This is a genomic window from Streptomyces sp. NPDC058579 (assembly GCF_042718575.1).
In the GTDB taxonomy this organism is placed as follows: Bacteria; Actinomycetota; Actinomycetes; order Streptomycetales; family Streptomycetaceae; genus Streptomyces.
In genome coordinates, this window is the sequence record NZ_JBHXPI010000002.1 from 1 (window position 1) to 22,241 (window position 22,241).

Consider the following 22,241-nt stretch of genomic DNA (forward strand, 5'->3'; position numbering starts at 1 on the left):
TCACCCCTGACCACTACGACGCCTGGCTCGACCCCCACCACCAGAACACCGAAGACCTCCGAGCCCTGCTCACCCAACCCGCGGAAGGACAACTCAACGCCCGGCCTGTATCAACGGCCGTGAGCAACGTCCGCAACAAGGGTCCGCACCTCGTCGACCAGGTCACCTGACACCTTCCCGGCGGCTACGTGAACGTTTGGCCGGTGAGGAGGGAGGGCGCTCGTTGGGGACGCGGCCAAGAAGTTGCCGCCCTCCTCAAGCAGGCCGAGGGGCCTTCGCAGTGGCGGAGCCCCTGTCCGGGGTGGGCGCACTGGTCCGTGGTGTGGGCCGGGGGAGTTCACGCGCAGATCGGTGATGCCCGGCGGCGGCCGACCGCCGGGCCTCCTCCCGTTCCCCGATCTGTGCGTGCACTCGGCGTCGGCCCGGTCGTTGGTCGGGTGTGACCTCCTCTTCCTCGCCGCCCGTAGTTCACCGGCAGCTCCCATCCGCTCCCGCCGTCTGCCATCTGTGCGGGACGACGCTGGACAACACCGGCACGCCCACGCGGTCCGTGCTCGTCCAGTACGGCAGCCTCGGGCTGCCCGCCCGGTGCCGCTGTGCGCACCGTGCTGGACGGGGCGCCCCGGGCGCGGGTCGGCCGACCTGGAGAGCACGGACGTGGCCTGGCGCTCGCTCGTCGAGCGGTGCGAAGCAGTGACGGACAACTACCTGGCGGGCCGCTGGCTACCCTCCCTGTGCGAGGTGGAGGTCGCGGAGGCTTTGGGCCGTACGACGTGGTCCGAGACGACGATGACCACCTCCCGCGACGCCGTCGCGTCCGTGCCAACTGGTCTGACGGCCGGCCTGCTCGCCGCCGCCTGCATCCAGCAGGTCACCCTCGAGAACCAGCACCTGCGACAGCAACTTGATGACGCCGTCGGCGTCACCGCCCTGTCTGCACGGCGAACAGCGAGGGCGACGGCCACTGGCAGACGCGGAGACTGACTTGCCAGCGCTGCACCCCAATCAAGCAACGGCCACTTCGTCAAGGCGTGATCAAGTGGTGTCCGCGTACTCGTAGTAGAAGTGCTCAGCCAGGTACAGATGAACGTGCCCAGCTGTCAGGTGCGGCTCTGTGGCCCAGTCGGGCGGCCACCCGGGGCGCCCGCTAACATACATACATGCATGTACGAAACCAGTTGGACCGGTCAGCCGGGCGGGGCTCGGCCAGTCGTCCCCGTTCCAGCCCGACCGGACGCAGCGCGCAGACCCGCGGCGCCCTGCTGGAGTCCGCCGCCCGGGGCTTGTCCCGGTACGGCTACGGCAACCTCGTGCTGGAGCAGGTGGCCAGAGACGCCGGGTACACCCGGGGGGCCCTCTACCACCAGTTCAAGGACAAGCAGGACCTGACCCTGGCCGCGCTCCACTGGATCCTCGACACCTGGGAGCAGGAAGTGGGCCGCCTCGTCGGCCAGGAGTCGGAGCCCGTCGCGGCGCTGCTGGCCATGGCGCGCGGACACGCCGTCTTCTGCCGACGCGACTTCGCCCGCATGGCGATCGCGCTGCGGCTGGAGTTCACCGGGCAGGACCATCCCGTCGGGCGCGAGGTGGAGCGGAGCTACGACGAGCTCGTCACCCACTGCGTCCAGCTCATCGACGCCGGCCGCGCGGCGGGAACGATCCCGTCCGGCCCTCCGGCCCGTACTCTCGCGCTCGCCTTCGTCGGCGCCCTTGAAGGAACCGTCGTTGCCCTGGCTGGCCAGGCTCCGCATGACGAGCTGCTCGCCGAACGCGCCGTCGCCGGCGTGCTCGGACTCGCCCCTGCTGCCCCCGACCGGACGGAGGACCACTGATGAGAATCCCGAAGAGCGCGCACACGTCCCTTCACTGGCGCATCCACGAGATCGCCCCGGACTTTCGCGTCGAGGACGTCTGGGTCCTCCCGACGCCCGGCGGCCCCGACGACCTTCCACTGCTGGTGGATTGGTTCGCGAAGGACGACGGCCCGAACCCGTTCTCCGGTGTCGCCCGTGTCCTCTTCGCGATCCGCTGGCGCCTCGGGAAGCTGTTCGGCTGGGACAAGGCCGGCTCCGGCGTCGGCTCCCGGGTGCCGACGCTGCGTACTCGGTTGCCGGAAGATCTGCGCGAGGGTCCGTGCGGGCCGGATCTCCAGTCGGTGCCGTTCACCTCGGTCTACCTGACGGGCACCGAGTGGACGGCCGAGAGCGCCAACAAGACCGTGCACACCGTGATGCACATTGGCTGGGTCCCGGATGACGCCGGCGGCTACCGGGGTCAGATGGCTGTGCTCGTGAAACCGAACGGCCTGCTCGGCACGATCTACATGGCCGCAATCGTGCCGTTCCGGTACCTGATTGTGTACCCGGCGCTGATGCGCATGATCGGACGCGGGTGGCGGGTCGGCACGCCGACCTGACTGCGGGCACCTCAGCAAGACCCAAGACCGTACCCGGCCAGTCGATGAAGACGCCGCTACTCGCACTCGCCCGAGGCAAGTTCCCGAGGGAAGTTAAGGAGATGAAGGTGGAAGCAGGAACCAACCATCCCGTCCACCGAGACGGAGCGAACGGGGATGATCGCGTGCTGACCGTCCGTCAACAGCACAACATTCCCCAGGTGATCCGCGCTCTCAGCCCGACCGACCCCGACTACATCGACGTCTTCACGCTCACCACGAATGACGCCTCACACAGGTCACCGGATCAGTGGGCCCGCGCGGCGTTGGAAGACGTCGCGGGCCTCAAAGGCCAATTCATCTGGCGGGTACTTCTTGGCCTGCGTCTGAAGCGGCGGGCATCACCGGACCACGTGGCCGGATGGATGATCGCTGACCGCTGCGACAGAGGGATCCGGCTCGAAGCCCACTCCTGGATGCTGACCGGCCACCTCGTCGTCCACGTCGATGACGAGCAGGTGTCGCTGGCCACGATCCTCCGCTACGACCGGCCGATAGCGGCACGCATCTGGTCGCCGCTGTCCGCAGTACACCGCCGATTGGCGCCCGACCTGCTGCGCGACGCGCACAGGGTTCAGCAGCCGAGGCAACACCGATGACCCCGTCCGCGAAGTACGACGAGATCGCGCGGACGGCACAGGTCCTACTAGCAGAGCAGAGCGGGCCAGGAAGCTCGGACACAGGAACTGGGCACGTTCACCCGTACGTGGGCTGAGCACTCCGTGATCCTCGGCCCGTCCAAGACCTCCGAACAGATCCGCAGGCAGATCTTCTTCGACCTGCTAGAGGGTGTTGCAGAAGGCTCAGTTCCGGGCATTTTCCCTGTATGGGTGGGGTGTTGCGGGCTGAGCCGGTGTGGGTGGAGACGTTCACGGGCTTGCGAATCGAGCGATTCGCGAAGCTGGTGAATGTAGTGAAGGAGCGGGGCGGGAACGGTCCCGGTGGTGGCAGGCCGTGGTGCCTGCCGCTGGCCGACCGGGTCCTGCTGGTGGCCGTCTACTACCGCACCAACGTCACCATGCGGCAGCTCGCCCCGCTCTTCGGGATCTCCCCTGCCACCGTCTGCCGGGTCATCCACCGCCTGCGTCCGTTGCTGGCCCTGGAGCCCGCCCCGCGGCCGGTCGCCGACGTCGACCGGCTGTGGATCGTGGACGGAACCTTGATCCCGGTCCGCGAACGGACCGTGGGAGCCTCCTCCCGCAACTACCGGTTCTCGGCGAACGTGCAGGTCATCATTGACGCGGACAGCCGCCTGGTCGTCGCCTCGGCCCGGCCGGCGCCGGGCAACAAGGCCGACGCCCACGTGTGGCGAGAGTCAGGCCTGCCGGGCACGGCGGCCGGGACGACGGTGATCGCGGACGGCGCCTACCTCGGCACCGGCCTGATCGTCCCGCACCGCACAAGGGCCGGACGTCCCCTCCTGCGCGGCCAGGAAGAAGACAACGCCGTACACCGACGCGTCCGTGCCCGCGTCGAGCACACCTTCGCCCGGATGAAGAACTGGAAGATCCTTCGCGACTGCCGCCAGAAAGGAGACGGCCTCCACCACGCGGTCCAGGCCGTCGCCACCATGCACAACCCTCGCCATGACACGGTGAAACAACAGGCCAGACGCCACTTCGACCTGCCGAAACCGGACCTTCTGCAACACTCTTTAGAGGAGATGGTTGACTACCCCGAGCAGGGCGTCCGGACCGCTGCCGAAGGGCTGATGGAGGCCATTGCACAGTGCGCAGGGGACCAAGGCGCCAAGAGCGATTGAACCCCGACAACGGTCAACGGTCACATCTAAAGTCTGGCCACAACCAGCGCGGCCATCAGGTCGACGACCTGCCCGGCCGCCGACGCTGGCGTTCACCGCGGCGGGCAACAACTTCGAACTCGCCATTGCGGTCGCCATCGCCACCTTCGGCCAGGCCCTTGGCCGAGGCTCCCGCGCACGAGGGAGTAACGACTCAGTGACGCATAGTCAAGTGCTCGGCGGTGCAAACCAGAACGGGCCCGGGGCCGGAGCTGGTCCTGGGGCTCATCGTGATCAGCCCCAGGACCCTCCTGGAACCGATTCCGCTCGTGGCGTTCATTCTGCTGTTGTCCGCCGAGCGGCGCGTGTGTAAGGGGCGGGCTCCTTCACTCGCCTGGTTGGCCTGCCTGGTCACGGTGATCACCGACGCAGTCCAGCAGGACACGGCTTCGCCCTCTACCGAGCAGTCCCCGGCTTCCGGGTACGGACCAGACGGGCGCGGCCCTCCGCACCGGCCTAGAGTGGGACGGGGAGGTCCGGAACGCAACGCGTGTACCTCGTCCGGGACGGAGGATATCCCGATGACCAGCGACACCGGGACCCTTGAGGGCCACCCTCATCCGAGCCCACGTGAACGCGCTGCTGTCGGCAAGGCCGCCCGCGCCCGGGTGCCTCGGTCGAGCCATGCCGAGTACTCCCCCTCGAAGCGTCGGGTCGATCCGCTGGAGATCCTCGAGAGGCAGGCGACCGCGAGGGTCCAGGAGCTGGTGCCGATCCGCCGCAGCCGGATGAGGGAGTCGCCGTTCCGGTACTACCGCGGCGCGGCCGCGCCCATGGCGGCCGACCTCGCCAACACCCCCGTCACCGGGATCAGGGTCCAACTGTGCGGCGACGCGCACGTGCTGAACTTCGGGCTCTTCGCCTCTCCCGAGCGCCACCTGGTGTTCGACGTGAACGACTTCGACGAGACCCTGCCAGGCCCTTGGGAGTGGGACGTCAAGCGGCTTGCGGCCAGCCTGGCCATCGCCGGCCGGGAGAACGGCTTCACCGACCTGGAGCGCGCGTACATCGTCTCGGCCGCGGTGCGCTCGTACCGCGAGTGGATCCGGACCTTCGCCGGCATGCACAACCTCGACGTCTGGTACGCCCAGACCAAGATGGAAGGGATCGAGGCCCTTGTGGCCGACCAGCTCGGGAAGGGCAAGCGCAGGAAGCTCTCGAAAGTCATGGAGAAGGCCCGCGGGCGGGACAACATCCAGGCGTTCGAGAAACTCACCGGCATCGTCGACGGGGAGCGCCAGATCATCCCCGCCCCGCCGCTCGTCGTGCCGATCGGCGACCTGCTCCCGAATGTCGAGCGCGCCGCCCTGGAGCACGAGATCCGCGCGCTGATCGCGCGGTACGCGGGCACGCTGCGGCCGGACTACCGGCAGCTGCTCTCACAGTTCCGCCTGGTCGACATGGCGCGCAAGGTGGTCGGCGTGGGCAGTGTGGGCACCCGCTGCTGGATCATCCTCATGCTCGGCAGGGACGAGGAGGACCCGCTGCTCATCCAGGTCAAGGAGGCCGAGCGATCGGTACTCGCCGAGTACGCCGGAGAGAGCGAGTACGACAACCAGGGGCAACGCGTGGTCGCCGGACAGCGCCTGATGCAGGCCGCCAGTGACATCTTCCTCGGCTGGGAGCGCGCCACCGGCATCGACGGCCGAGAGCGGGACTTCTACGTCCGGCAGTTGCGGGACTGGAAGGGCAGCATCGACACCGCGGTGATGTTGCCGGAAGGCCTGCGGATTCTCGGCGAGCTGTGCGGCTTCTCGCTGGCCCGGGCTCACGCCCGGTCAGGTGACCGGATCGCCATCGCGGCCTACCTGGGCGGCGGCGACTCCTTCGACCGGGCGTTGACCGACTTCGCGGAGAACTACGCGGACCAGAACGAGCGCGACCACGAGGCTCTGGTCGAGGCGGTCGACTCCGGTCGGCTCGTCTCGGACGCCGCGTGAACGAGATGTGCCTGGAGAGAGCCTGACAGTCGGTCGGGCATTCCGTGAACCACGCCGGGGTGGTTCAGCGCGCCACCCGCGTGGAAACCCGGCGGATCCGGCTGCATGACACCTACTCACGGGCGCCGCGCAGGCGGGCACAGTTCCGTGGCGGTCCGCTCCCGGGTCGCCCCGCGACGGACGTCACCGGCGGCGGCGACCTTGATCGACAACATGCTGTGTCGGGCGCCCCGACACGGTCAGGAGTACCAGTCGGCCTCCGTCGGGCGCGCCCGCCGTGGCACCTCCCGAGCGGGCATGGGTCTGCGTTCGCCACCCGCGAGCAGGGTGCTTGCCGGGTCGCCGCCGAAAGCGCGCGGGAGCGCCACCTCGACCTCGATACCGCGCGGCGGGTCGGTGGGCAGGATTGTGGTCATCACCATCGTCTGGGCGTGGTGTCCATGGGCGCGGGCGGCGGCGACCTGCTTCCCGTCCACGAGGAGCTCCAGCTCCCGCGTCCCGCCCATCCGCAGGTCCACGGTGACCGAGCAGCCAGCGTGCTCACAATGAAACTGATACTCGCGGCTCATGATTGCCTCCCTGAAGCGCCTGGCATCAAAGCCTCTTCCCTCCATCGTGACACCGGGTGGTGGCTGCGTCGGTCCTGGATCTCGCTCCCGCGGTCGTCACCGTGATCCTCACCCGCTACGCCACCTCTCCCAACCGCCCGCACCACCATCGCCGAGCAGGGGAGGGCTCCGGCGTCCTTCCCCTCGGACAACGACAGCCACCGCGACCAGATCGCCGTGCCTCCCCGTTGGGCGCCCCACCCACAAGCTGGTGCCCTGAGCTTCAGGTCTGACGGCCTTAACAGACCCACCATCGCCCCAGCCCGCACCAGCGGCCGGGCCTCGCCCGCAGGCGACCCTCCGCCGCAGACACCTCCGGGCGCGCCCCAGGAGAGCGGGCATGGGGCAGTCCGGAGGTGCCGCCCGGCCTCCGTCATGGCAGCCTGGATATGGAGTGCTCCGACCAGGTCGCCCGATTCGGCGACGAGGTCTTTCTCGAAGGAGCCCGGACATGGCCACCACCGTCAGCGGAGCGCCGACGGGTGCCCAGCCTTCCCGACGGCCGTTTGCGACCGGCTGGACCGTCTTCGCCGCAGTTCTGATGATCTTCGGCGGCGCCATGGCGATCTTCGAGGGGATCGCCGCCATCGCCAAGGACGACCTCATTGTCGTCACCCGCGACTACGCCTACAGGATGAACACCACCGGCTGGGGCTGGATCCATCTCATCTTGGGCATCCTCATCGTTCTGGCGGGTCTTGCCCTCTTCACCGGCGCCATGTGGGCACGCATCGTCGGTATCGCCCTCGCCGGGCTCGGCATGATCGCCAACTTCCTGTGGCTGCCGTACTACCCGTTCTGGGCCATCGTGCTGATCGCCATCGACATTTTCGTGATCTGGGCTCTCTGCGCCGGAACGACCAGAACAGCCGGGCAGGATTGATTCGCCGCCGCCGGCCCGCGACGCGCGAGACCGGTGGCGCAGGGCTGACCGAGAGATGACCTCGTTCAAGGAGCCCGGGCCCTGACGGAGACGGCGGACCCTCGCCCGAGTCGTATTCCTGGCCTGGCATGTGGCCCGGTTGTGCCGCCACAGAGAGTCGTCCCCCGCCGCAGATGCCCGGCGGTGTAGGAGTTGACGATCCGACAGGCTGGCGCGTACGGAATGCGGACGAGGGTTCGGTCGGGACCGAGCTGCAGAGGAGAAGGGCATGGCGAAGGACTACAAGGGGAAGATCGCCCTCGACACGTGCGAGACCACCGTCGTCCACTACACGCCGGCCCCGTAGCCGCAGAACCACGACGAGCGCGGACCCGCGTGGGGTCCGCGCTCGTTGCTCATCCAGCGCTGGGCGGTCGTATCAGTCGACGTCGACGTACGTGACGATCAGGATGCTGCCGAGCGCGGTCGCGAAGAACACGATCCGGACGCCGGAGTGCTCGTAGTCGCGCACCGCCGTCGCCGTGGCGTGCGGCTTCACGTCGGCCGGGTCGGCGGCGATCTCGTTCAACGCCACGTCCAGCTGCGCCACCTGGACGGTGGTGAGGGTGCGGACCTGGGTCTCGGCCGGCTCGATGAACACGATGCGCGGCCGCCGACCGCCGCGGGAGTGCTTAGGCGACATGCGGGTCCTGGTCGCTTCGGTCACTGTCGGGCAAGCCGCGCTCGGCGCGGATGTCCTCCCAGTCGCGGCACCGGTCGAGGTCGATGCCTTCGGACGCGAGGTTCTCGAGGACGTAGGCGAGCGCCGGGTTCCCGGGGAACTCCGTACGCGCGGCGTCGCGGAGCTCGCGCTGCTCGGCCTCATCGAAGATCAGGTGCGCCATCGGATCCTCCGCCGGTCGGGTACGCCCTGAGGCTAGCGCAGCAGCCTGCCGGCCGGGATGGAGTCAGGACGAGTGCGCCCCGCTGACCTCTCAGCGGACCGGAATCGAGCCCCGGGATCACTCGAACGAGATGGTCCGTGTGTGGCGTGGGTCATAGGCGGAGTAGGCCCGCGCGACGTGAGGGGAGCGCGCGGCTCACATGTCCCCAGACCCGCCCCAGCGGGCGTGCCTACGCTCCCGCCCATGACAGAACCCACACCCAGGTGCAGCTCCGCCTCGGCTACTTCAAGGACTTCTGTAACGTCGCCGGCCTCCTACGTGACACCGGCGCCCGCCGTACCGACTCGAGGGTCTTCGTCGCCGACCACACCATGAGCGCGCACCAGGTCCTCGCCCTGGTGCAGCTCCTCGAGTTCGACCGCCGCTGGGGCCACGGAGCGGTCACCGTGGAAACCACCCCGAGACTGCCGTTCAGGCCGTACTCCACGATGGGTGACGAGCTCGCGTCGTGGTGGGGCACGGTCGATGAGAAGCCCTGGCTGACCTGGATGCCGCACGAAGACGGCCCGTGAACCGGCTGGCGGCGCCCAGGAGCGCGTGGCAGGATCGCCGCCGTCAGAAGCGCCGAAACCCAAGTCGGAATCCGCCACGCCATACGCATCTCGGCCAGATCCTCTGGAACGGCGTTGTGGCCAGTGGGGTGCGCGGTGGACGATCACGCCATGGCCATGGGGGAGACAATCGTGGCGGCGGTCGCAGGAGCCAGCGGCGCAGGAATCGGCGCCCTCGCCGCACTGCTGGTCCAACGCGCGAAGCGCCGCGACGACGCCGACGCAGCAGCAACCGCTGCCAAGAACGTGCAGCGGGAACTACAGCTCGACCTCCGCGCGACAGCACGTGCTGCGGCCAGGGCCTGGCTGACGAGCGCCGAACGCGTGATCTCCGACCTTGAGAACGGGCGGACGTCCGAAGCCCAGCGCCATGAAGAGGTGCTGGAAGCCGAACTCAAAGAGCTCACCACAGCCCTGTACCGATTCACGGGCCGTGAGTACCCCATGATCCCCGACCAGTTGCTCCGCCAGCCACTGACGGAACACGTCACGAATGTGTCGCATCGCCTCCGGGCCGCCGTCCACGGCAGGACCGAAGCGCGACCCGCGCCCGGCGAAGATGAGCAGCTGCCTACCGACGTACGGGTGACGTACGAGGCCCTCAACCGATACCTCGTAGAGGGCATCGAGGTCAGCGATCAGATTGCGGCGAAGATGGCGACCAAACCCGCAGGGGTGGACGAGGCAACTGTCGCCTGGCTCTTGGCTCGCCCCGAGGTAGACGAGGCCTTTCTCGCCACCCTGCTGGCCGAGCAGCAGGAGAATCGGGATGAGTGAGTGTGGGATCGCCCTGACCGCCGCCGCATCGGCCATCGTCGGCAGCATCACGACCGCGTGTCGCCCTCGGCACCTCCTGTGTGGGTAGCGATGGCCTTTGTCCGGCACGCAAGCAGGCTACGGAGCGCTTCTGACCCAGCTTCGTTGCCCATGCGCTCCTCATGAACGAGGAGCCATCGCGCTCCCGCTTCGACCTCAGCCCACGCCAGCCGACTGCGCCGGTTCTCGGCACGTCGTACGTCACTGCGGAGAAAGCCTGCCCCTGCTGCGAACCCTGCGGCAACGAGGGCCAGCAGTGCCGCAGGAACACGGGCCTCTGGCGACGCCAACCCCGCAGCGCCAGACAGCCCGGCAAGCACCGCAGCGGGGAATCCGAGCGCGACATCCATGAGGGACCAGAAACGGACGCGAAGGTGGGCAGCGCGTTCCAGTCGCTCCGCTTCAGCCAACACACGCTCGACTTCAGCTCGGAAGCGCGCCCCCTGCCCCTGCGAACTGCCCGGATGCTGCCTGTTGTCATCAGCCACGAGCCCATGATGGCCCGGATTCCGAACAATGATCACTCGGACCACACCCGTGCCGTCGGTCCGGGCTGGCAGGATCCCCGGCATGAGTGAGTGGGGGATCGCCCTGATCGCCGCCGGAGCGGCCATCCTGGGCAGCGCTGTAGCCGGGTTCTTCGCGTGGAAGGCCGGCCACCGCCAGGCTGCGGCAGCCGAAACAGCGGGCCAGGCGCAGGCGAACGCACTGATGGCCACCGTCCAGGCAACGTTGGACGAGCAGCGCCGCGCCCGCGCCGATGAAACGACGCCGGCAGGTCTACCTAGAGGTGCTCTTGGCGGGTCGTGATTGCCAGTTGGACGGGTCCGTCGAGAATGCCACCCGGGCGCTGAAGGCCACGGAAGCGTTGTCTCTGGAGGGCCCCGAAAGCGTGTACGAGGCTGCGCTCCACTACGGTCTCCTATCGTTCCGAGACTCGGGCGATGCGGGTCTGGAAGAGGTTGACCAAGCTCGACGGGCGTACCTAGAGGCCGCCCGCCGCGCCCTCGACACCTGACTCCCTGGCCCCGTCCAGAGCGCGAAACGGGCGGGGGAGGCAGATGAAGCACTCACCCGAAGGCGAACCACCGCCGGCCTCTCGTCGTCGTGAAGCTCAGGAGCACTCGTGGTGTCGGCTGACTTCCTCGACGCTCCACCCCACGAATTCCGCGGTGTCTTCGTCAGGGGTGGAGGACATGCCCAGCCAGTCCTGCAGCGCCTCGGAGAGGCTGTGGGGGACACCTGCCGGATCGACGGGCGCCATGCTGTCCTCGGGCCTGTCGAGGTGGCGGTCGTTGTCGATGAGGATCCACTTGCCGTCCGGGTCGTCCGTGTGCGTGACGCGGCCGGCCCGAACCTGGGCCACGTTGGCGGCGTGCACACGACTTTCCCGTTGCCGCTCGACTTCGAGGCGTTCGTCCTCAGCCACCAGGAGTTCTTCCACCTCTACGCCGAACTCCACTGCGGCAACCGCACGGCCGCCGAGGTCGTCGTCCACGAAGTCTTCCTGAAGATCCTGACCGGGTGGGACGGGCTGCTCCAGGAGGACGAGCTCGAGCGCCGGACCCTTGCGGTGCTGCACCGTCACGTGACGAAGCGCCTTGCGCGGGAGGGCCGCGACCCCGCGGACATCATCAACGGCCCGATCAGCCAGAACCTGGGCGCGCTGTGCGGTGAACTGGAACTCGCGCCGAGCCCGATCGGTCTGTATGAGGCGATCTCGGAACTTCCGGCGCGCTCGTACACCGTGATCGTGATGCGGTTCCTGATGGGTACTCCACCAAGCAGGCCGCCCGATACATGAACATCGACGAACGCGCCGTGAACTACCACTGCCGACGGGCCAAAGAGCGCCTGGGCAGGAAGCTGGGCCTGCCCACCTGCGCCGCAGCCCGGCAGAAGGAAGTCCAGCAGCGACCCGCACCATCGACGACCTTCTGGAGAATGCCGCGGTCCCCGTCACCGGGAACCCCCACTTCGACGTCGGCACGGCCTTGCACCGGCTTGCCGCGGACGCCAGCCGCAGCACCACCCCGCCCTCGGTACACCTCGCCGGCGCCGCACGGGCCGGCCGCCAGCTGTCCACCGTGTGCCGGTGGGCAATCAACGCCCCCAGCGCCCCCGCCGACATCGGCCGCCTCGCCGACGCCCCCGCCTGCGGCACCGAAGGCGAGTTCGACCTGAGTGCCGCAGCAGACGCTGTCCTCGCAGACCCGGCCACGGTGTGGGAGGAGTGCGGCACCTGGGTCTTGGACGGTACGGCGGTGATGGACTCCGCCGAGGCGGGTTCCGACTTGGGCATCGAGTACCCCGACGCTGGGATGCCGGCCGAGGCATCGGTCCCACTGCCCGCCGGCCGCTGAAGGGTCCGCGCCACGCAGACCTGGGTGGGCGACGAGAACTGGGTCGGCCGGGTCCAGCTCCTGCCCGCCGAATCCTGAACGGGCCCTGCTTCGGTCATGTGTGGTCAGCCGCGGCGCGCAAGGTTGTGCAGATGAGCGATGCCGAGCATCGCGTGGTGCACGCCATTGCCCTTGAGGCGGCATTCGCCCCGGATAGCTCCCATGCCCCTCCCAGAGCAGCGCGAGGGGCGTGCGGTGCTGAGCAACTCCGGGACCACCGGCGTTCTGGCAGACGGCGAGGCGACGAGGCGGCGGGCTCAGGAGTCGGGGAGAAGGTTGGGGACACGGTCACCCGTCACCCCTCACGCGTGCGTGGTGACGGGTGACCAGTCAGGAGTGACGGCCGTCTGACTGCTTCGGCGTTCCTGTACCCAGCATCTGCGCGGCATGGCTAACGTGTCTGTTCCTGCCGTTCGCGCGGCAGAGACGTGGGCTGGAGTCAGAGGAGCAGATGTGGATCACCAGCGCATCCCCGAGTCCCCAGCGGTGTTACCGCTGTTCCCGAGGCCTGTACGGCCATGGTGGAAGCGGTCCGTGGTCGCGCTCACGGTCGTTCTCTCAGCGGCGTCGTTCTCCGTCGGAGCTGTGCTTGCCACTTCCGGCGACAGTTCGAAGGCTCCCTCCGAATCGCCTCGGCAGTGGCAATCGCGACCTGTCGAGCCCACCGGGCTGACCTACCAGCAGAAGCAGAGCATTCTGTCCAAGTTCTGCACGTCGTCCCAGATGCGTGGACCTGCAGGGGACAGCTCGGCCTTTCCGACCTGCATGGGGGACTACTACGTGACGGACCAAGGCATGGTCATGCCGAAGTAGCGAGGTTGTGGCGTGCGGGGCCCACACACTTGCGACAGGACGGGCGACCGGTCAGGCACCCACTGACGAGGTATCGCCGTGAGCACTGAAGGGCGCGGGAAGGCCTTGTGGCGCCACGGAACGACCGCGCCAGTCTCCGGTCGTCGACTCCGCGAGCGGAGGCAGGGAGGTTCGGTCTGATGGCGTACGGCAAGAAGGGGTACACGGTGACTGTGTTCTCCAAGACCCCGACCGCTGGTTGCAGCTGGAGGTCCAGGGGTGTGACGTCCCGGTCTGCCCCGTGCGCACCGAGCCGGCCGTTGAGCCTCTGGCGACCGACATCGCCCAGTGCTGGGGTCCGGCTCCGGACTGGAGCCACGGCGACGGGAGCCCTGTGCACCGTCGTCGGCACGGATGCCATGAAGGGCCTCGTCATCATCGAGTCGGCCGACCGGCGGCCTCCGGAGGGTTTCCGTGCGGGCCCGTGGTGAGCGACCGCCCTTGCGGAAGGTCGTCGGCAAGTTCGTGACTCACCAGTTGCGTTTGGTCGAGTGGGACCGCCATGAGGCCGCCCTGGGTGGAGCTGCAGTTGGCGACTACGCCGCTGCTCGCGGTCGGCCAGACTCGGATGCTTCAGTCGAGTGAGGACGGAACTGTCCCGGGCGGCTCGGCGTGGACAAGGACGTTTGTCGGAAAAAATCATGACGGTCTCAGGGTCTGCTCGTATCTTCAGTTCATGACCGTCATTGCCCGCCGGGAGCTGGTGAGTCCAGCCACCCGCAACGCGTTCCGCTCGCTGGCCACGGACTTGACCGTTCGGATCGTGGCCGAGCTCTGGGAGGACCACGGTTTCGCGCCCATTCCTCCGGAGGAGCTGAAGTACGAAGACCCCGGGCAGCGGCGGACCATGTTCATGCTCTACGCCGAAGGGGTGGACTGGTCTGATCCTGACCACGTCCGGAGGGCCCTTCTCGTCTTCGAGGACTTCATCCGCGCGTACCGGGAGCCCGGCCAGCAGGACACACCCAAGTGGTGGGAGGACATCCGCGTTCGGCTGGAGCGAGACGGATTCGCTCTCGACGAGAGCGGAAAAATCCTCTGGGCGGCGCCGCCTGTTCTGGTCCGGGACCTCAGCAGCCTGAGCGATCCCTCCGGCATCACAATCGAGCTGGAGCGCATCAGGCGAGACCTGACGACGGACCCGCCGGGAGCGATCGGGGCGGCCAAGCAGCTCATCGAGGCGACCGCGAAGACTGCCCTCCGGGAGCTGGCCATCGAGATCGACAACAACGCGGCCCTGCCCTCGCTCATCAGCACCGTGCAGAAGTCGCTGAAGCTCGATGCCGCTTCGGCACCGGACGGCCCCGATGGGAGCAAGGCGATCAAGAAGGTCCTGTCCGGTGCGATCAACATCGCCGTCGGTGTGGCCGAGTTGCGTAACCAGGGCTTCGGTAGCGGCCACGGCCAGGCGAGCGCCCCGAGTGGTCTGGGGGTTAGACACGCCCGCCTTACGGTCAACGCCGCCGTGACCTGGTGCGAGCTGATCCTCGACACGCTGGCGGACCCGGCGGCGCCGTGGCGTAGGGCCACTCCTTGAGCCCCTTCCAGATCCTTCGACCCGGTCCGATTTCCAGGCCGTATGCGTGGCGGGCATCGGTGTCCCCTGCCGACGTCGTTGGCGGCGCGGGCGTCCGCGGGGCGCCCCATGTGCCGGCGGCAATCGGATCGAGGACGGGACCGGAATTGGCAACGCATAAAGCCGGCACCTGGCGAGAAGGCACGGGGCGCCAGCCGTGGCTGTGGAGAGATGGCCGTGCGTCCCGCTTGGCGCCGCATCGGGATCGCACAACGGACCCATGATGCGCTCCTCGCCGCCTGGAATGAGCCGTACGTGACGCTGATGGTCAACGAGGCGGCTGGTAGAGGGCGGCAAAGTCCATGCCCTCTACCAGCCGTGGGGGTACGAAGACCTCGGAATCAGCCAGCCGTCGATGGCGTCACGTCGCCTTACGGTGATGATCCGCCCGACGGCCTGATAGCACGGGGAAGAGAACATCTACGAGGGCCGCAGATGGGACTGAAGGGCGCCCACTGCCCCCACCACGACAGCTCCGGGCTCGGCGCCCAGAGGAGCCAAGCGCCAGGGCCTTGGCCGCGTGGCGGCTCTGCGGGCTGGCCCGCCCTCGAAGGCCCATCTGTGGCAGGGGAGACCGCCATCAGCGTCATCGGCAACCTGCTCGACGGCTCCGATCCTTCTCGTCAGCCATGCTGGACTCCAGAGCGTGAGCACGCAGGCCGACCTTGATCTCGGTGCTCTCGGGGCGCCAGACCGCCGTCCCCGGCGCACCTTCCAGGCGCTCCATGAGCGCCTCCCAGGTGCCGGACTTGAGCCAGCGGTTCGCCTGGGTCTGAAGGTTCCTGTAGTTCCCGTACTCCTTGGGGAGGTCCTCGTAGCGGGCCCCCGTGCGAGCCTTCGTCAGGAGCGCTTCGAGCTTCGGGCGAACCGGCAAGGCGTCACTACGGCGCGGCCGCAGCAACGGCTCTACAAGAGCCCACGCCTCGTCCGTCAGCTCGGGGACGCTTCGGTCCTTCTCTACGAACCACTCGGTGATCCGGCAGGAAACACCCTGCTGCCGTGGTACGGCCCGGGTGACTCTCGCTTCGATGTCGAGGAGGTCCACGAGCTCGGCCATCAACTCCGGTGTCAGGTCGGACAGGTTGTGCCTCGCCGCCTCCGCGATTCGCGCGAGGTCTGAGGCGCGTCGACTGCCAAGGTGGGCTTCCCGCTGCCAGCTCAGGGCTTCCGCGCGCAGACGTTCCAGTGCGGCCAGCTCTTCTTCCAGGGGCTTGATCGCCGCCTCGACCGCAGCCTCGGCCTCACTTCCCGTGAGGCCTCGCTTGGCGACCTGCCGGGCAGCGACGCCCACGGTGATGGCGATGACCTGAGACTGTTCGGCGATCTGTTGATCGAGCCGGGAAGCGCGACCCACGTGGTCGACGTGCTCGGAGGACGATACGTCGAGCCACCCGCGGGCCATGGTCTTCATACGCTCGGCGTTGCCGAGGAGCGACACGATGTCACTCCAGACCGCCCCTTCAACAGTGTCGACATCGAGCTGCGGACAGGTGCAGGTGTTCCCAGCGCCGGGGTATGCCTCCCGTCGACCCTCGCACTGGTAACTGTAGACACCAGCGCGGTGGTTATGCCCGGCGTACACGCTGCCGCACGGACTGCCGAGCTTCATCGAGAGCAGGTAGGCCCGGCTCCTGGATGGGGTCCGTCCGACCCTCTGTGCATCCAGAAGCTCCTTGGCTTCCTCCTTGGAGAGGATCTCCGGCAGCTTGATGACGACCGGCACACCGAATGTGCTGATGCCGTCCGAATTCCGCGCGCCCTTCCTGCGCCAGGTGATCTGATTGCTCAGCGACGCCTCGCTCAGCATCATGCGACGCAGGTTCTTGCGCGTCCACGGGCGGCCGGAGCGGGTGTAGTTGGCGTTCATGTTGAGTTCGAGTGCCACAGTCTCCCAGCTCCGCACGGCCAGGAAGCGCGTGCGAATCCAGCATTTGAGTGCTGCGTCCTTCTTGGCGACCTTGAACTCGCCGTCCTTGACGCGCCACCCGAAGGGGATGTTCCCTCCGACATAGAGCCCTTCTTCGGCCTTCTCCTGGATACCGCCCTGGGTGCGGAGGCGGATCAGTTCCCGCTCCTCCTCGGCGTATTCGGCATCCTTCCGCATCTGCGACCGGCCGTCGGCTGTGGAGTTGTCGTAGTCCTTCGACGCCACGGCAACGCAGATGCCGAGGTCTTCCAGCTCCCACACCCACCGCCAGAAGGCACGACCTGTACGGCCGATGGTTCGGCTCTCGTTCACACCGACAATGTCGAAGGGCCGTGGGTGCTCCCGTGCCATCTCCATCAGGCGGTTCAGGTCCGGGCGCTCGTGCGCCTCGAGGCTTCCGCTCAGACCTTCGTCAGCGAAGGTCTCGATGTGCAGGTACCCCTTCTCTTTGAAGTAGGCGAGCATCTTCTTTGCGTTGTAGGCGATGCCGTATCCCTTGGCCTGCTCCTCCGTGCTCACCCGAAGGTAGGCGACGGCTCGGAGTGGACGACTGGGGACAACCCTGTCCGCGTCGTTGATGGCAGACGTGAGAACATTGGTCATGTCAGTCCCTTCGCGACTGGCCGGACCCCGGGGCGTGGCTGCGCCGCCGGGGTCACCCATGTGGCTGTGATCTTACGCTGAAGGAGTGTCAGCCCGTGGGGTGAACAGGATCTCCAGGGCGCGCGGTTGGCATCGGATGGGGCTCTAGGCGCTTCGATCCGAGATTTGGCAGTCGGGCTCTTGGCTCCGTCCTCAACGGAGCTGACGAGAACTCACTGTCGTTCCCGCCGAGCTCGAATGGCATGAACGTGCGTTCTGCTCGAGGTTGCTTCGCATCACGACTGGCGGGGGAAGCCCAAGGGCGCGGCACCTACTACGCCATGCCAGCAGCCTTCCTGGTCCTTGCTCGTAGGCCTCCCTCCACTCCCAGGGCGCCACGCCGCGCACGCCGGTGTCCTCGCGGTCGCCGTGGTGCTGTGAAGCCCCCCGCCGGCCGGGAGCGGAGCGTCGAGTTGGCGGGACCCGGGCCGAATAACCCCCTTTAATAAAGAGGATGTTCGTTATGATCGGCGACTCCTTGATTCCGAGCAGGGGCGACTAATGGGGGAAAAGCCAGATGAGGACGTCTACGGAAGCATGGCCGGCGCCATCGGAGGACTCGCGGTCGCGGCCGGGGTCCTGGCCGCGATCAAAGACCGGTTGGGCCTGTCGTGGCCCGCGACCGTCCTGCTTACCGCCGGCGCCCTCGTAGTGCTCGGCTACGGGGCTTGGAGGGCCAAGGCGGCGCTCACCCGCTGGTGGGTCAGCAAGCCCGCCGCGGAATCTTCCACGGCCGCCGGGAACCCTTCCCCGCACGGCCCGTCAAGCAGCCTCCACGCGGCCGACGGAGGTGCCACCGAGACGGAGTCGGCACACCCGCTGACTGTGGTACTGAGTCGAGCCGGTGCCATCGGGCGGGAGCAGATCATCCGAGCCGCCGATGTCCGCACCGACCCGGTGCCCGGCGTCGGCATCGTCCATGACATCGAGCTGCCGGGTGCATGCACGTACGACGACGTCGTGAAGAGACTCGGGCCGATCGCGTCCATGCTCGGTGTGACGCGGCTTCATCTGAAGCCGGAGAGGAACCGTCAGAGTGAGCGGCGCGTGCGGCTCCTGGTCCTGGACGAGCCTCCGTTCAGCCGCCCATTCCCCGCTCCGGGGCGCCGGGAGATCGAGGCCTTCGCGGGGGTGCCGCTCGGGCATGACGTGACCGGCCAGCTCGCCGGGGTGCCGAGCTTCAACAAGGCCTCCCTTCTGGTCGGCGGTATGACGCAGATGGGCAAGACCACGCTGATCAACGGGCTGATCACGTGTCTGCTGATCGGCTACGAGGAGTTCGAGCTGTATCTGCTCGACGGCAAGCTGTGCGGGCTGACAAAGTTCGAGAAGACTGCCGTCCGGTATGAGGCGTCGGACGATCCGGCCGTCATGGAATCCATGCTGGACGACCTTAACGGCCGCGCGGAGAGCCGCTACGTGCGAATTCAGGAATCCGTACGTTCCCGGAAGCCGGTGCCCACTTTTAAGCCTGTGTTCTTCATTGTGGACGAAGCGGCCGATTTCTTTGCCGATGATGGAAGCAAGGTTTCTAGAGAAATGGCGCGGCGCGTGGAGGAAAAGGCGCGCACGCTAGTCGCGAGGTCTCTGGAATCACTGATTCATGTCATCATGATGACGCAGCGCCCTGCCAATGACGCGATCCCGGTCAAGGTGCGTGACCAGTTCGTCTACCGTCTGTGTCTCTATGTCGCTTCCGAAGGCAGTGCGAAAGTTGCCCTTGGCGATTCCTATTTCAAGACTGTCGCCCCGATCCATCCCGCTCTGCTCGACCCGGACATCAAGGGTCAGGCGGTCTTGTTCGCGAACGGAACCTCCACGCTCCTGCGGGGCTTCAACTTCGCTGATCAATTCATCTGGAACGTCGTGGACGACGTGTTCGATCGCCGTCAGGAATTGCTCAGCAAGGCCCCGGCTACGCCACTCATTCAGGCAATTGAATTGATGCGGAGTCAGAGTGTTGATTTCATGCTCACGGCGGACCTTGCAGCTGCCTTGGGAGTCTCCGGACAAAATCCGACGGACACCGGGAAGCGACTGAACAAGCTTCTTGGGGTGCCGTCCTATCGGGGGGCGAAGGGTATCCGCGGGTACAGGCTGTCCGATCTTGCCTCCGCCGCCGTGTCCGGTGACTGACCCGTCGCCGGCACCGCACCGCGACTGCACCCCGACCGTCACCCCGGCCCGTACGACCGTCACCCGCTCTACGGGGTGACGGTGCGGGTGCGGTGCCGGGTGACGTTTCTGACCAGCTAGAACGACAGATAGAGGGGGATCTGATGAGGAGTGCCGCAACCGTCACGATCGGCCTGGGGGCGACCATCGCCGTGGCGTTAGCCGCGCTCGCCCAGGCGGCTAGCGGCAACGGGGTGGCGGGGGCGGCTCTCAGTGTCCACGTCCCCGCCCAGTACCGCGCGTTGATCGAGGATGCCGGCACCTACTGCCCGGAAGTTCCCCCGGATCTCCTGGCCGCGCTGATCCAGCACGAGTCCTCCTTCAATCCGGGGGCCGACTCGGGACCGGCCAAGGGAATCGCCCAGTTTCGGCCGGGAACCTTCGAGGAGCGCGGAATCGACGGAAACGGGGACGGGAAACGCGATCTGTGGGATCCCGAGGACGCGATCCCATCGGCCGCCAAATATCTATGTGAAATCTACAAAGAGCTCGATGACGTTCCCGGAGACAAGCAATCGAACATGCTCGCCGCATACAACGCCGGGCCCGGGGCAGTCCGTGAGCATGGGGGAGTCCCGCCGTACACGGACACGCAGAACTATGTGCGGAACATCCAGGCAACAATCCGGCCCGGCGGCGGGGTGGGCTCCTCGAAAACCGCTGCCGTTGTCATCGGTGCCGCGTCGAAAATGATCGGGCTGCCGTATTCGTGGGGCGGAGGGAACGCCAGTGGCCCGACGAATGGATTCTGCTGTTCGCCCAACGGACGGTCCGGCGCCGGCATTCGTGGGTTCGACTGTTCCGGACTTGTCGTCTACGCGTACGCGAAAACCGGTGTGTCGCTGCCCAGGACGGCGGCGCAGCAATACGCCGCATCCGAACACGTAAGCCCGCGTGACCTTCGGCCGGGAGACCTGGTTTTCTACGGGACGGCCGCCGCCAATATCCATCACGTCGGCATCTATATCGGCGATGGCCTGATGATCAACGCGCCCCGCCCCGGGACGGACGTCCGTACCGACCCGATCAAAGCCCTGCCCGACCTCTACGCCATCGCGCGCCCCGTACCGAAGAAGGAGATCTGATGTCCCAGACCAGCAAGCTCGCCGCGCCCACCGACCTGTCCACGGGATTTCAGGACTTCTTCGACACCATCGGCCTGACCGGCGGCGGACTCGTCACCAAGGGCATCGCGGCCGTCATCGCGGTCATCGCTGTACGGATGCTGCTCCAGCTCTCCAACGACCCCAAGGGCGCCCTGCGCAAGGGCAGCATGGCGGTCGGCACGCTCTTCGTGGCCGTGGTCCTGGCCCTGTACGGCGACACCCTGTTCTCCACCGTGACCAACGCCAAGAGCTGAGCTGATTCGGGATGCCCGAGAAAGACCCCTGCGATCTACTCAAGGGGACGCCGGTCTACGAGGACTGCGTCAACCCGGACGCGGGCGGGCCCACCGCTCCCGGCCCTCCGGGCGCGGTCACCGACGGCGCAGCCGAGGGCGTCCAGAAGCTCGCGCGCGACCTGATCGAGCACATCAGCGCGCTGGTGGCGCCCGGCGAGACCTGGGTACCCAGGACGGCCGACAGCGACCTGTACGCCCCGTTCTTGTGGCTCGGCCAGCACCTGGCCGTGGCCGTCTTCATCTGCGTCGTCGTGGTGTGTGGCCTGACGGCGTGGCAAGGGGCGCCGCGTCTGCGGCAGATGGGCCACTCCACCGGCTGGACGCTGGTGGCAGTGGCGGGCATGGCCCTGGTCCCGGGCACGGTCACGCTCCTGAACAAGGCCGTCAGCGAAGCCTTCACGGCGCTGCTGAACAGTAACGAGATGACCTTGTTCGCGACCATCAAGCGGGACATGGCGTCCGGAGCGGACGCGCAGGACCCACTCGCGATCCTGATCATCGTCTCCGCGCTCGTCGTGGCCCTCGCGTTCGCCGCGCTCGTGTTCATGACGCGGCAGCCAGCCGTGCTGGTCTTCGTGTGCATCGCGCCGCTGGTCCTTGGCTCGCTCGCGCGCGGGGGCGACACCAGTGCCCTGCAGAGGTGGGCACACCGGCTGCTGGGGCTGCTCTTCGCGCCCCTCGCGCTGATCCTCGTCAGCCCGTTCGTGGCCCTGGCCAAGGGCTCGTTGGTCATGGACGCCGTCATGCTGGTCGCCGCCGACGTCGTCATGCTCCGCATGATCTTCCACGGCGTCCCTTACATCGGGCCCCGCCTCGCCAGAGCCGCACGGGCCCTGGTGGAGCAGCAGACGAACAGCCGGGTGATACGGGCGGTCGTGCGCGCGGGTGTCCCCGACGTCTACGAGCAGGAGAACACTCCGCGCGGCCCCCGCGTGGTGCCCACACCGGGCCGGGGCATGTCCCAGGACGCAGACGGACTCTTCGCCGCGTACGGGGCCCAGCAACCACCACGGCCGGGACGGCTCACCGCCCCGTCGGCCATCGAACAGACCAAGGCGGCCACAGAGCGGACCGCGCAGATCTGCGTGGCTCGCCGCGAGGCCCGCGCCGCTCATCAACAATCGGCGACGACCAGCTCGGGCACGACGCCCGCAATCCCGGCCGCGAGGCCCGCCCCGCCGCCCACCCGCCCGGCGTCGGCACCCGCGCCCGCGCCCGGTCCCCGCCCGGACCCCGCGCCGACGCAACCGCCCACCCCCTAGGAAGG

General features: G+C 67.7%; 23 protein-coding genes and 2 pseudogenes. 19 read left to right on the forward strand and 6 right to left on the reverse strand.

Annotated features, from left to right (window positions below):
• The 7 genes and pseudogenes from ACFWRO_RS03110 to ACFWRO_RS03140 form a co-directional block, all read left to right on the forward strand.
• Positions 1 to 170, forward strand: a 170-nt coding sequence (locus tag ACFWRO_RS03110) for an SOS response-associated peptidase family protein (RefSeq protein ID WP_384504478.1), incomplete at its 5' end; no start/stop codon positions are given.
• Positions 171 to 657: 487 nt separating this feature from the next.
• On the forward strand, positions 658 to 984 hold the full coding sequence (locus tag ACFWRO_RS03115; RefSeq protein ID WP_384503759.1) for a hypothetical protein: 327 nt from the start codon (positions 658 to 660) through the stop codon (positions 982 to 984).
• 176 nt (positions 985 to 1,160) lie between these two features.
• A complete protein-coding gene (locus ACFWRO_RS03120) occupies positions 1,161 to 1,832 on the forward strand; it encodes a TetR/AcrR family transcriptional regulator (protein WP_384503761.1) in 672 nt (223 codons plus the stop codon).
• Positions 1,832 to 2,416 carry a DUF2867 domain-containing protein gene (locus ACFWRO_RS03125; protein WP_384503763.1) on the forward strand — a complete coding sequence of 195 codons (585 nt, stop codon included), beginning with the start codon at positions 1,832 to 1,834 and terminating at the stop codon, positions 2,414 to 2,416. The genes ACFWRO_RS03120 and ACFWRO_RS03125 overlap by 1 nt, the downstream gene beginning before the upstream one ends.
• A gap of 107 nt (positions 2,417 to 2,523) precedes the next feature.
• Positions 2,524 to 3,054 (forward strand): hypothetical protein, encoded by a 531-nt coding sequence (locus ACFWRO_RS03130; RefSeq protein WP_384503765.1) that lies wholly within the window; start codon positions 2,524 to 2,526, stop codon positions 3,052 to 3,054.
• A gap of 227 nt (positions 3,055 to 3,281) precedes the next feature.
• Positions 3,282 to 4,034, forward strand: a pseudogene (locus ACFWRO_RS03135) (transposase family protein); the annotation flags it as partial.
• Between the two features lie 743 nt (positions 4,035 to 4,777).
• On the forward strand, positions 4,778 to 6,196 hold the full coding sequence (locus ACFWRO_RS03140) for a DUF2252 domain-containing protein (protein WP_384503767.1): 1,419 nt from the start codon (positions 4,778 to 4,780) through the stop codon (positions 6,194 to 6,196).
• A gap of 239 nt (positions 6,197 to 6,435) precedes the next feature.
• Here the strand turns inward: ACFWRO_RS03140 and ACFWRO_RS03145 are convergent, their stop codons facing one another.
• Positions 6,436 to 6,765, reverse strand: coding sequence for a hypothetical protein (locus ACFWRO_RS03145; protein WP_384503768.1), 330 nt, complete (start codon positions 6,763 to 6,765; stop codon positions 6,436 to 6,438).
• Positions 6,766 to 7,255: 490 nt separating this feature from the next.
• Here ACFWRO_RS03145 and ACFWRO_RS03150 point away from each other — a divergent pair, with 490 nt between their 5' ends.
• Complete coding sequence (locus ACFWRO_RS03150) at positions 7,256 to 7,687, forward strand: hypothetical protein (RefSeq protein ID WP_384503770.1); 432 nt, start codon at positions 7,256 to 7,258, stop codon at positions 7,685 to 7,687.
• A 418-nt stretch (positions 7,688 to 8,105) separates the two neighbouring features.
• Here ACFWRO_RS03150 and ACFWRO_RS03155 read toward each other — a convergent pair whose 3' ends face one another.
• Positions 8,106 to 8,369, reverse strand: a complete 264-nt coding sequence (locus ACFWRO_RS03155) for a hypothetical protein (RefSeq protein ID WP_384503771.1) — start codon at positions 8,367 to 8,369, stop codon at positions 8,106 to 8,108.
• Positions 8,359 to 8,571 carry a hypothetical protein gene (locus tag ACFWRO_RS03160; protein WP_384503773.1) on the reverse strand — a complete coding sequence of 71 codons (213 nt, stop codon included), beginning with the start codon at positions 8,569 to 8,571 and terminating at the stop codon, positions 8,359 to 8,361. Before ACFWRO_RS03160 ends, ACFWRO_RS03155 begins: the two co-directional genes overlap by 11 nt.
• A gap of 263 nt (positions 8,572 to 8,834) precedes the next feature.
• Here ACFWRO_RS03160 and ACFWRO_RS03165 point away from each other — a divergent pair, with 263 nt between their 5' ends.
• The 4 genes from ACFWRO_RS03165 to ACFWRO_RS03180 all read left to right on the forward strand — a co-directional run bounded on the left by ACFWRO_RS03165 (position 8,835) and on the right by ACFWRO_RS03180 (position 10,808).
• Entirely contained in the window at positions 8,835 to 9,143 is a 309-nt protein-coding gene (locus ACFWRO_RS03165; protein ID WP_384503775.1) for a hypothetical protein, read from the forward strand.
• Positions 9,144 to 9,278: 135 nt separating this feature from the next.
• Positions 9,279 to 9,959: a hypothetical protein gene (locus tag ACFWRO_RS03170; RefSeq protein WP_384503777.1), complete on the forward strand. Its 681-nt coding sequence runs from the start codon at positions 9,279 to 9,281 to the stop codon at positions 9,957 to 9,959.
• Positions 9,960 to 10,120: 161 nt separating this feature from the next.
• Positions 10,121 to 10,576: a hypothetical protein gene (locus tag ACFWRO_RS03175; RefSeq protein WP_384503778.1), complete on the forward strand. Its 456-nt coding sequence runs from the start codon at positions 10,121 to 10,123 to the stop codon at positions 10,574 to 10,576.
• Positions 10,569 to 10,808 (forward strand): hypothetical protein, encoded by a 240-nt coding sequence (locus tag ACFWRO_RS03180; RefSeq protein ID WP_384503780.1) that lies wholly within the window; start codon positions 10,569 to 10,571, stop codon positions 10,806 to 10,808. The genes ACFWRO_RS03175 and ACFWRO_RS03180 overlap by 8 nt, the downstream gene beginning before the upstream one ends.
• A 304-nt stretch (positions 10,809 to 11,112) precedes the next feature.
• Here ACFWRO_RS03180 and ACFWRO_RS03185 read toward each other — a convergent pair whose 3' ends face one another.
• Entirely contained in the window at positions 11,113 to 11,379 is a 267-nt protein-coding gene (locus tag ACFWRO_RS03185; protein WP_384503782.1) for a hypothetical protein, read from the reverse strand.
• Here ACFWRO_RS03185 and ACFWRO_RS03190 point away from each other — a divergent pair.
• Entirely contained in the window at positions 11,374 to 11,802 is a 429-nt protein-coding gene (locus tag ACFWRO_RS03190) for an RNA polymerase sigma factor (protein ID WP_384503784.1), read from the forward strand. The genes ACFWRO_RS03185 and ACFWRO_RS03190 overlap by 6 nt on opposite strands.
• 283 nt (positions 11,803 to 12,085) lie before the next feature.
• Positions 12,086 to 12,361 carry an Imm21 family immunity protein gene (locus ACFWRO_RS03195; RefSeq protein ID WP_384503786.1) on the forward strand — a complete coding sequence of 92 codons (276 nt, stop codon included), beginning with the start codon at positions 12,086 to 12,088 and terminating at the stop codon, positions 12,359 to 12,361.
• 104 nt (positions 12,362 to 12,465) lie between these two features.
• Here ACFWRO_RS03195 and ACFWRO_RS03200 read toward each other — a convergent pair.
• A pseudogene (locus tag ACFWRO_RS03200) lies at positions 12,466 to 12,546 on the reverse strand (IS5/IS1182 family transposase); the annotation flags it as partial.
• 1,223 nt (positions 12,547 to 13,769) lie between these two features.
• Here ACFWRO_RS03200 and ACFWRO_RS03205 point away from each other — a divergent pair.
• Positions 13,770 to 14,789, forward strand: a complete 1,020-nt coding sequence (locus ACFWRO_RS03205; protein WP_384503788.1) for an abortive infection family protein — start codon at positions 13,770 to 13,772, stop codon at positions 14,787 to 14,789.
• 625 nt (positions 14,790 to 15,414) lie between these two features.
• On the opposite strand, the gene ACFWRO_RS03210 is transcribed toward ACFWRO_RS03205, so the two are convergent.
• Complete coding sequence (locus ACFWRO_RS03210; protein WP_384503790.1) at positions 15,415 to 17,358, reverse strand: recombinase family protein; 1,944 nt, start codon at positions 17,356 to 17,358, stop codon at positions 15,415 to 15,417.
• A gap of 576 nt (positions 17,359 to 17,934) precedes the next feature.
• On the opposite strand from ACFWRO_RS03210, the gene ACFWRO_RS03215 reads away from it, so the two are divergent.
• The 4 genes from ACFWRO_RS03215 to ACFWRO_RS03230 all read left to right on the forward strand — a co-directional run bounded on the left by ACFWRO_RS03215 (position 17,935) and on the right by ACFWRO_RS03230 (position 22,236).
• Positions 17,935 to 19,533 carry an FtsK/SpoIIIE domain-containing protein gene (locus ACFWRO_RS03215; RefSeq protein WP_384503792.1) on the forward strand — a complete coding sequence of 533 codons (1,599 nt, stop codon included), beginning with the start codon at positions 17,935 to 17,937 and terminating at the stop codon, positions 19,531 to 19,533.
• Between the two features lie 143 nt (positions 19,534 to 19,676).
• The gene (locus ACFWRO_RS03220; RefSeq protein ID WP_384503793.1) at positions 19,677 to 20,657 is read left to right on the forward strand and encodes an NlpC/P60 family protein; all 981 of its coding nucleotides are present in this window, start codon (positions 19,677 to 19,679) and stop codon (positions 20,655 to 20,657) included.
• Positions 20,657 to 20,932, forward strand: a complete 276-nt coding sequence (locus ACFWRO_RS03225; protein ID WP_384503795.1) for a hypothetical protein — start codon at positions 20,657 to 20,659, stop codon at positions 20,930 to 20,932. The genes ACFWRO_RS03220 and ACFWRO_RS03225 overlap by 1 nt, the downstream gene beginning before the upstream one ends.
• 11 nt (positions 20,933 to 20,943) lie before the next feature.
• The gene (locus ACFWRO_RS03230) at positions 20,944 to 22,236 is read left to right on the forward strand and encodes a hypothetical protein (protein ID WP_384503797.1); all 1,293 of its coding nucleotides are present in this window, start codon (positions 20,944 to 20,946) and stop codon (positions 22,234 to 22,236) included.
• Positions 22,237 to 22,241 lie beyond the last annotated feature (5 nt).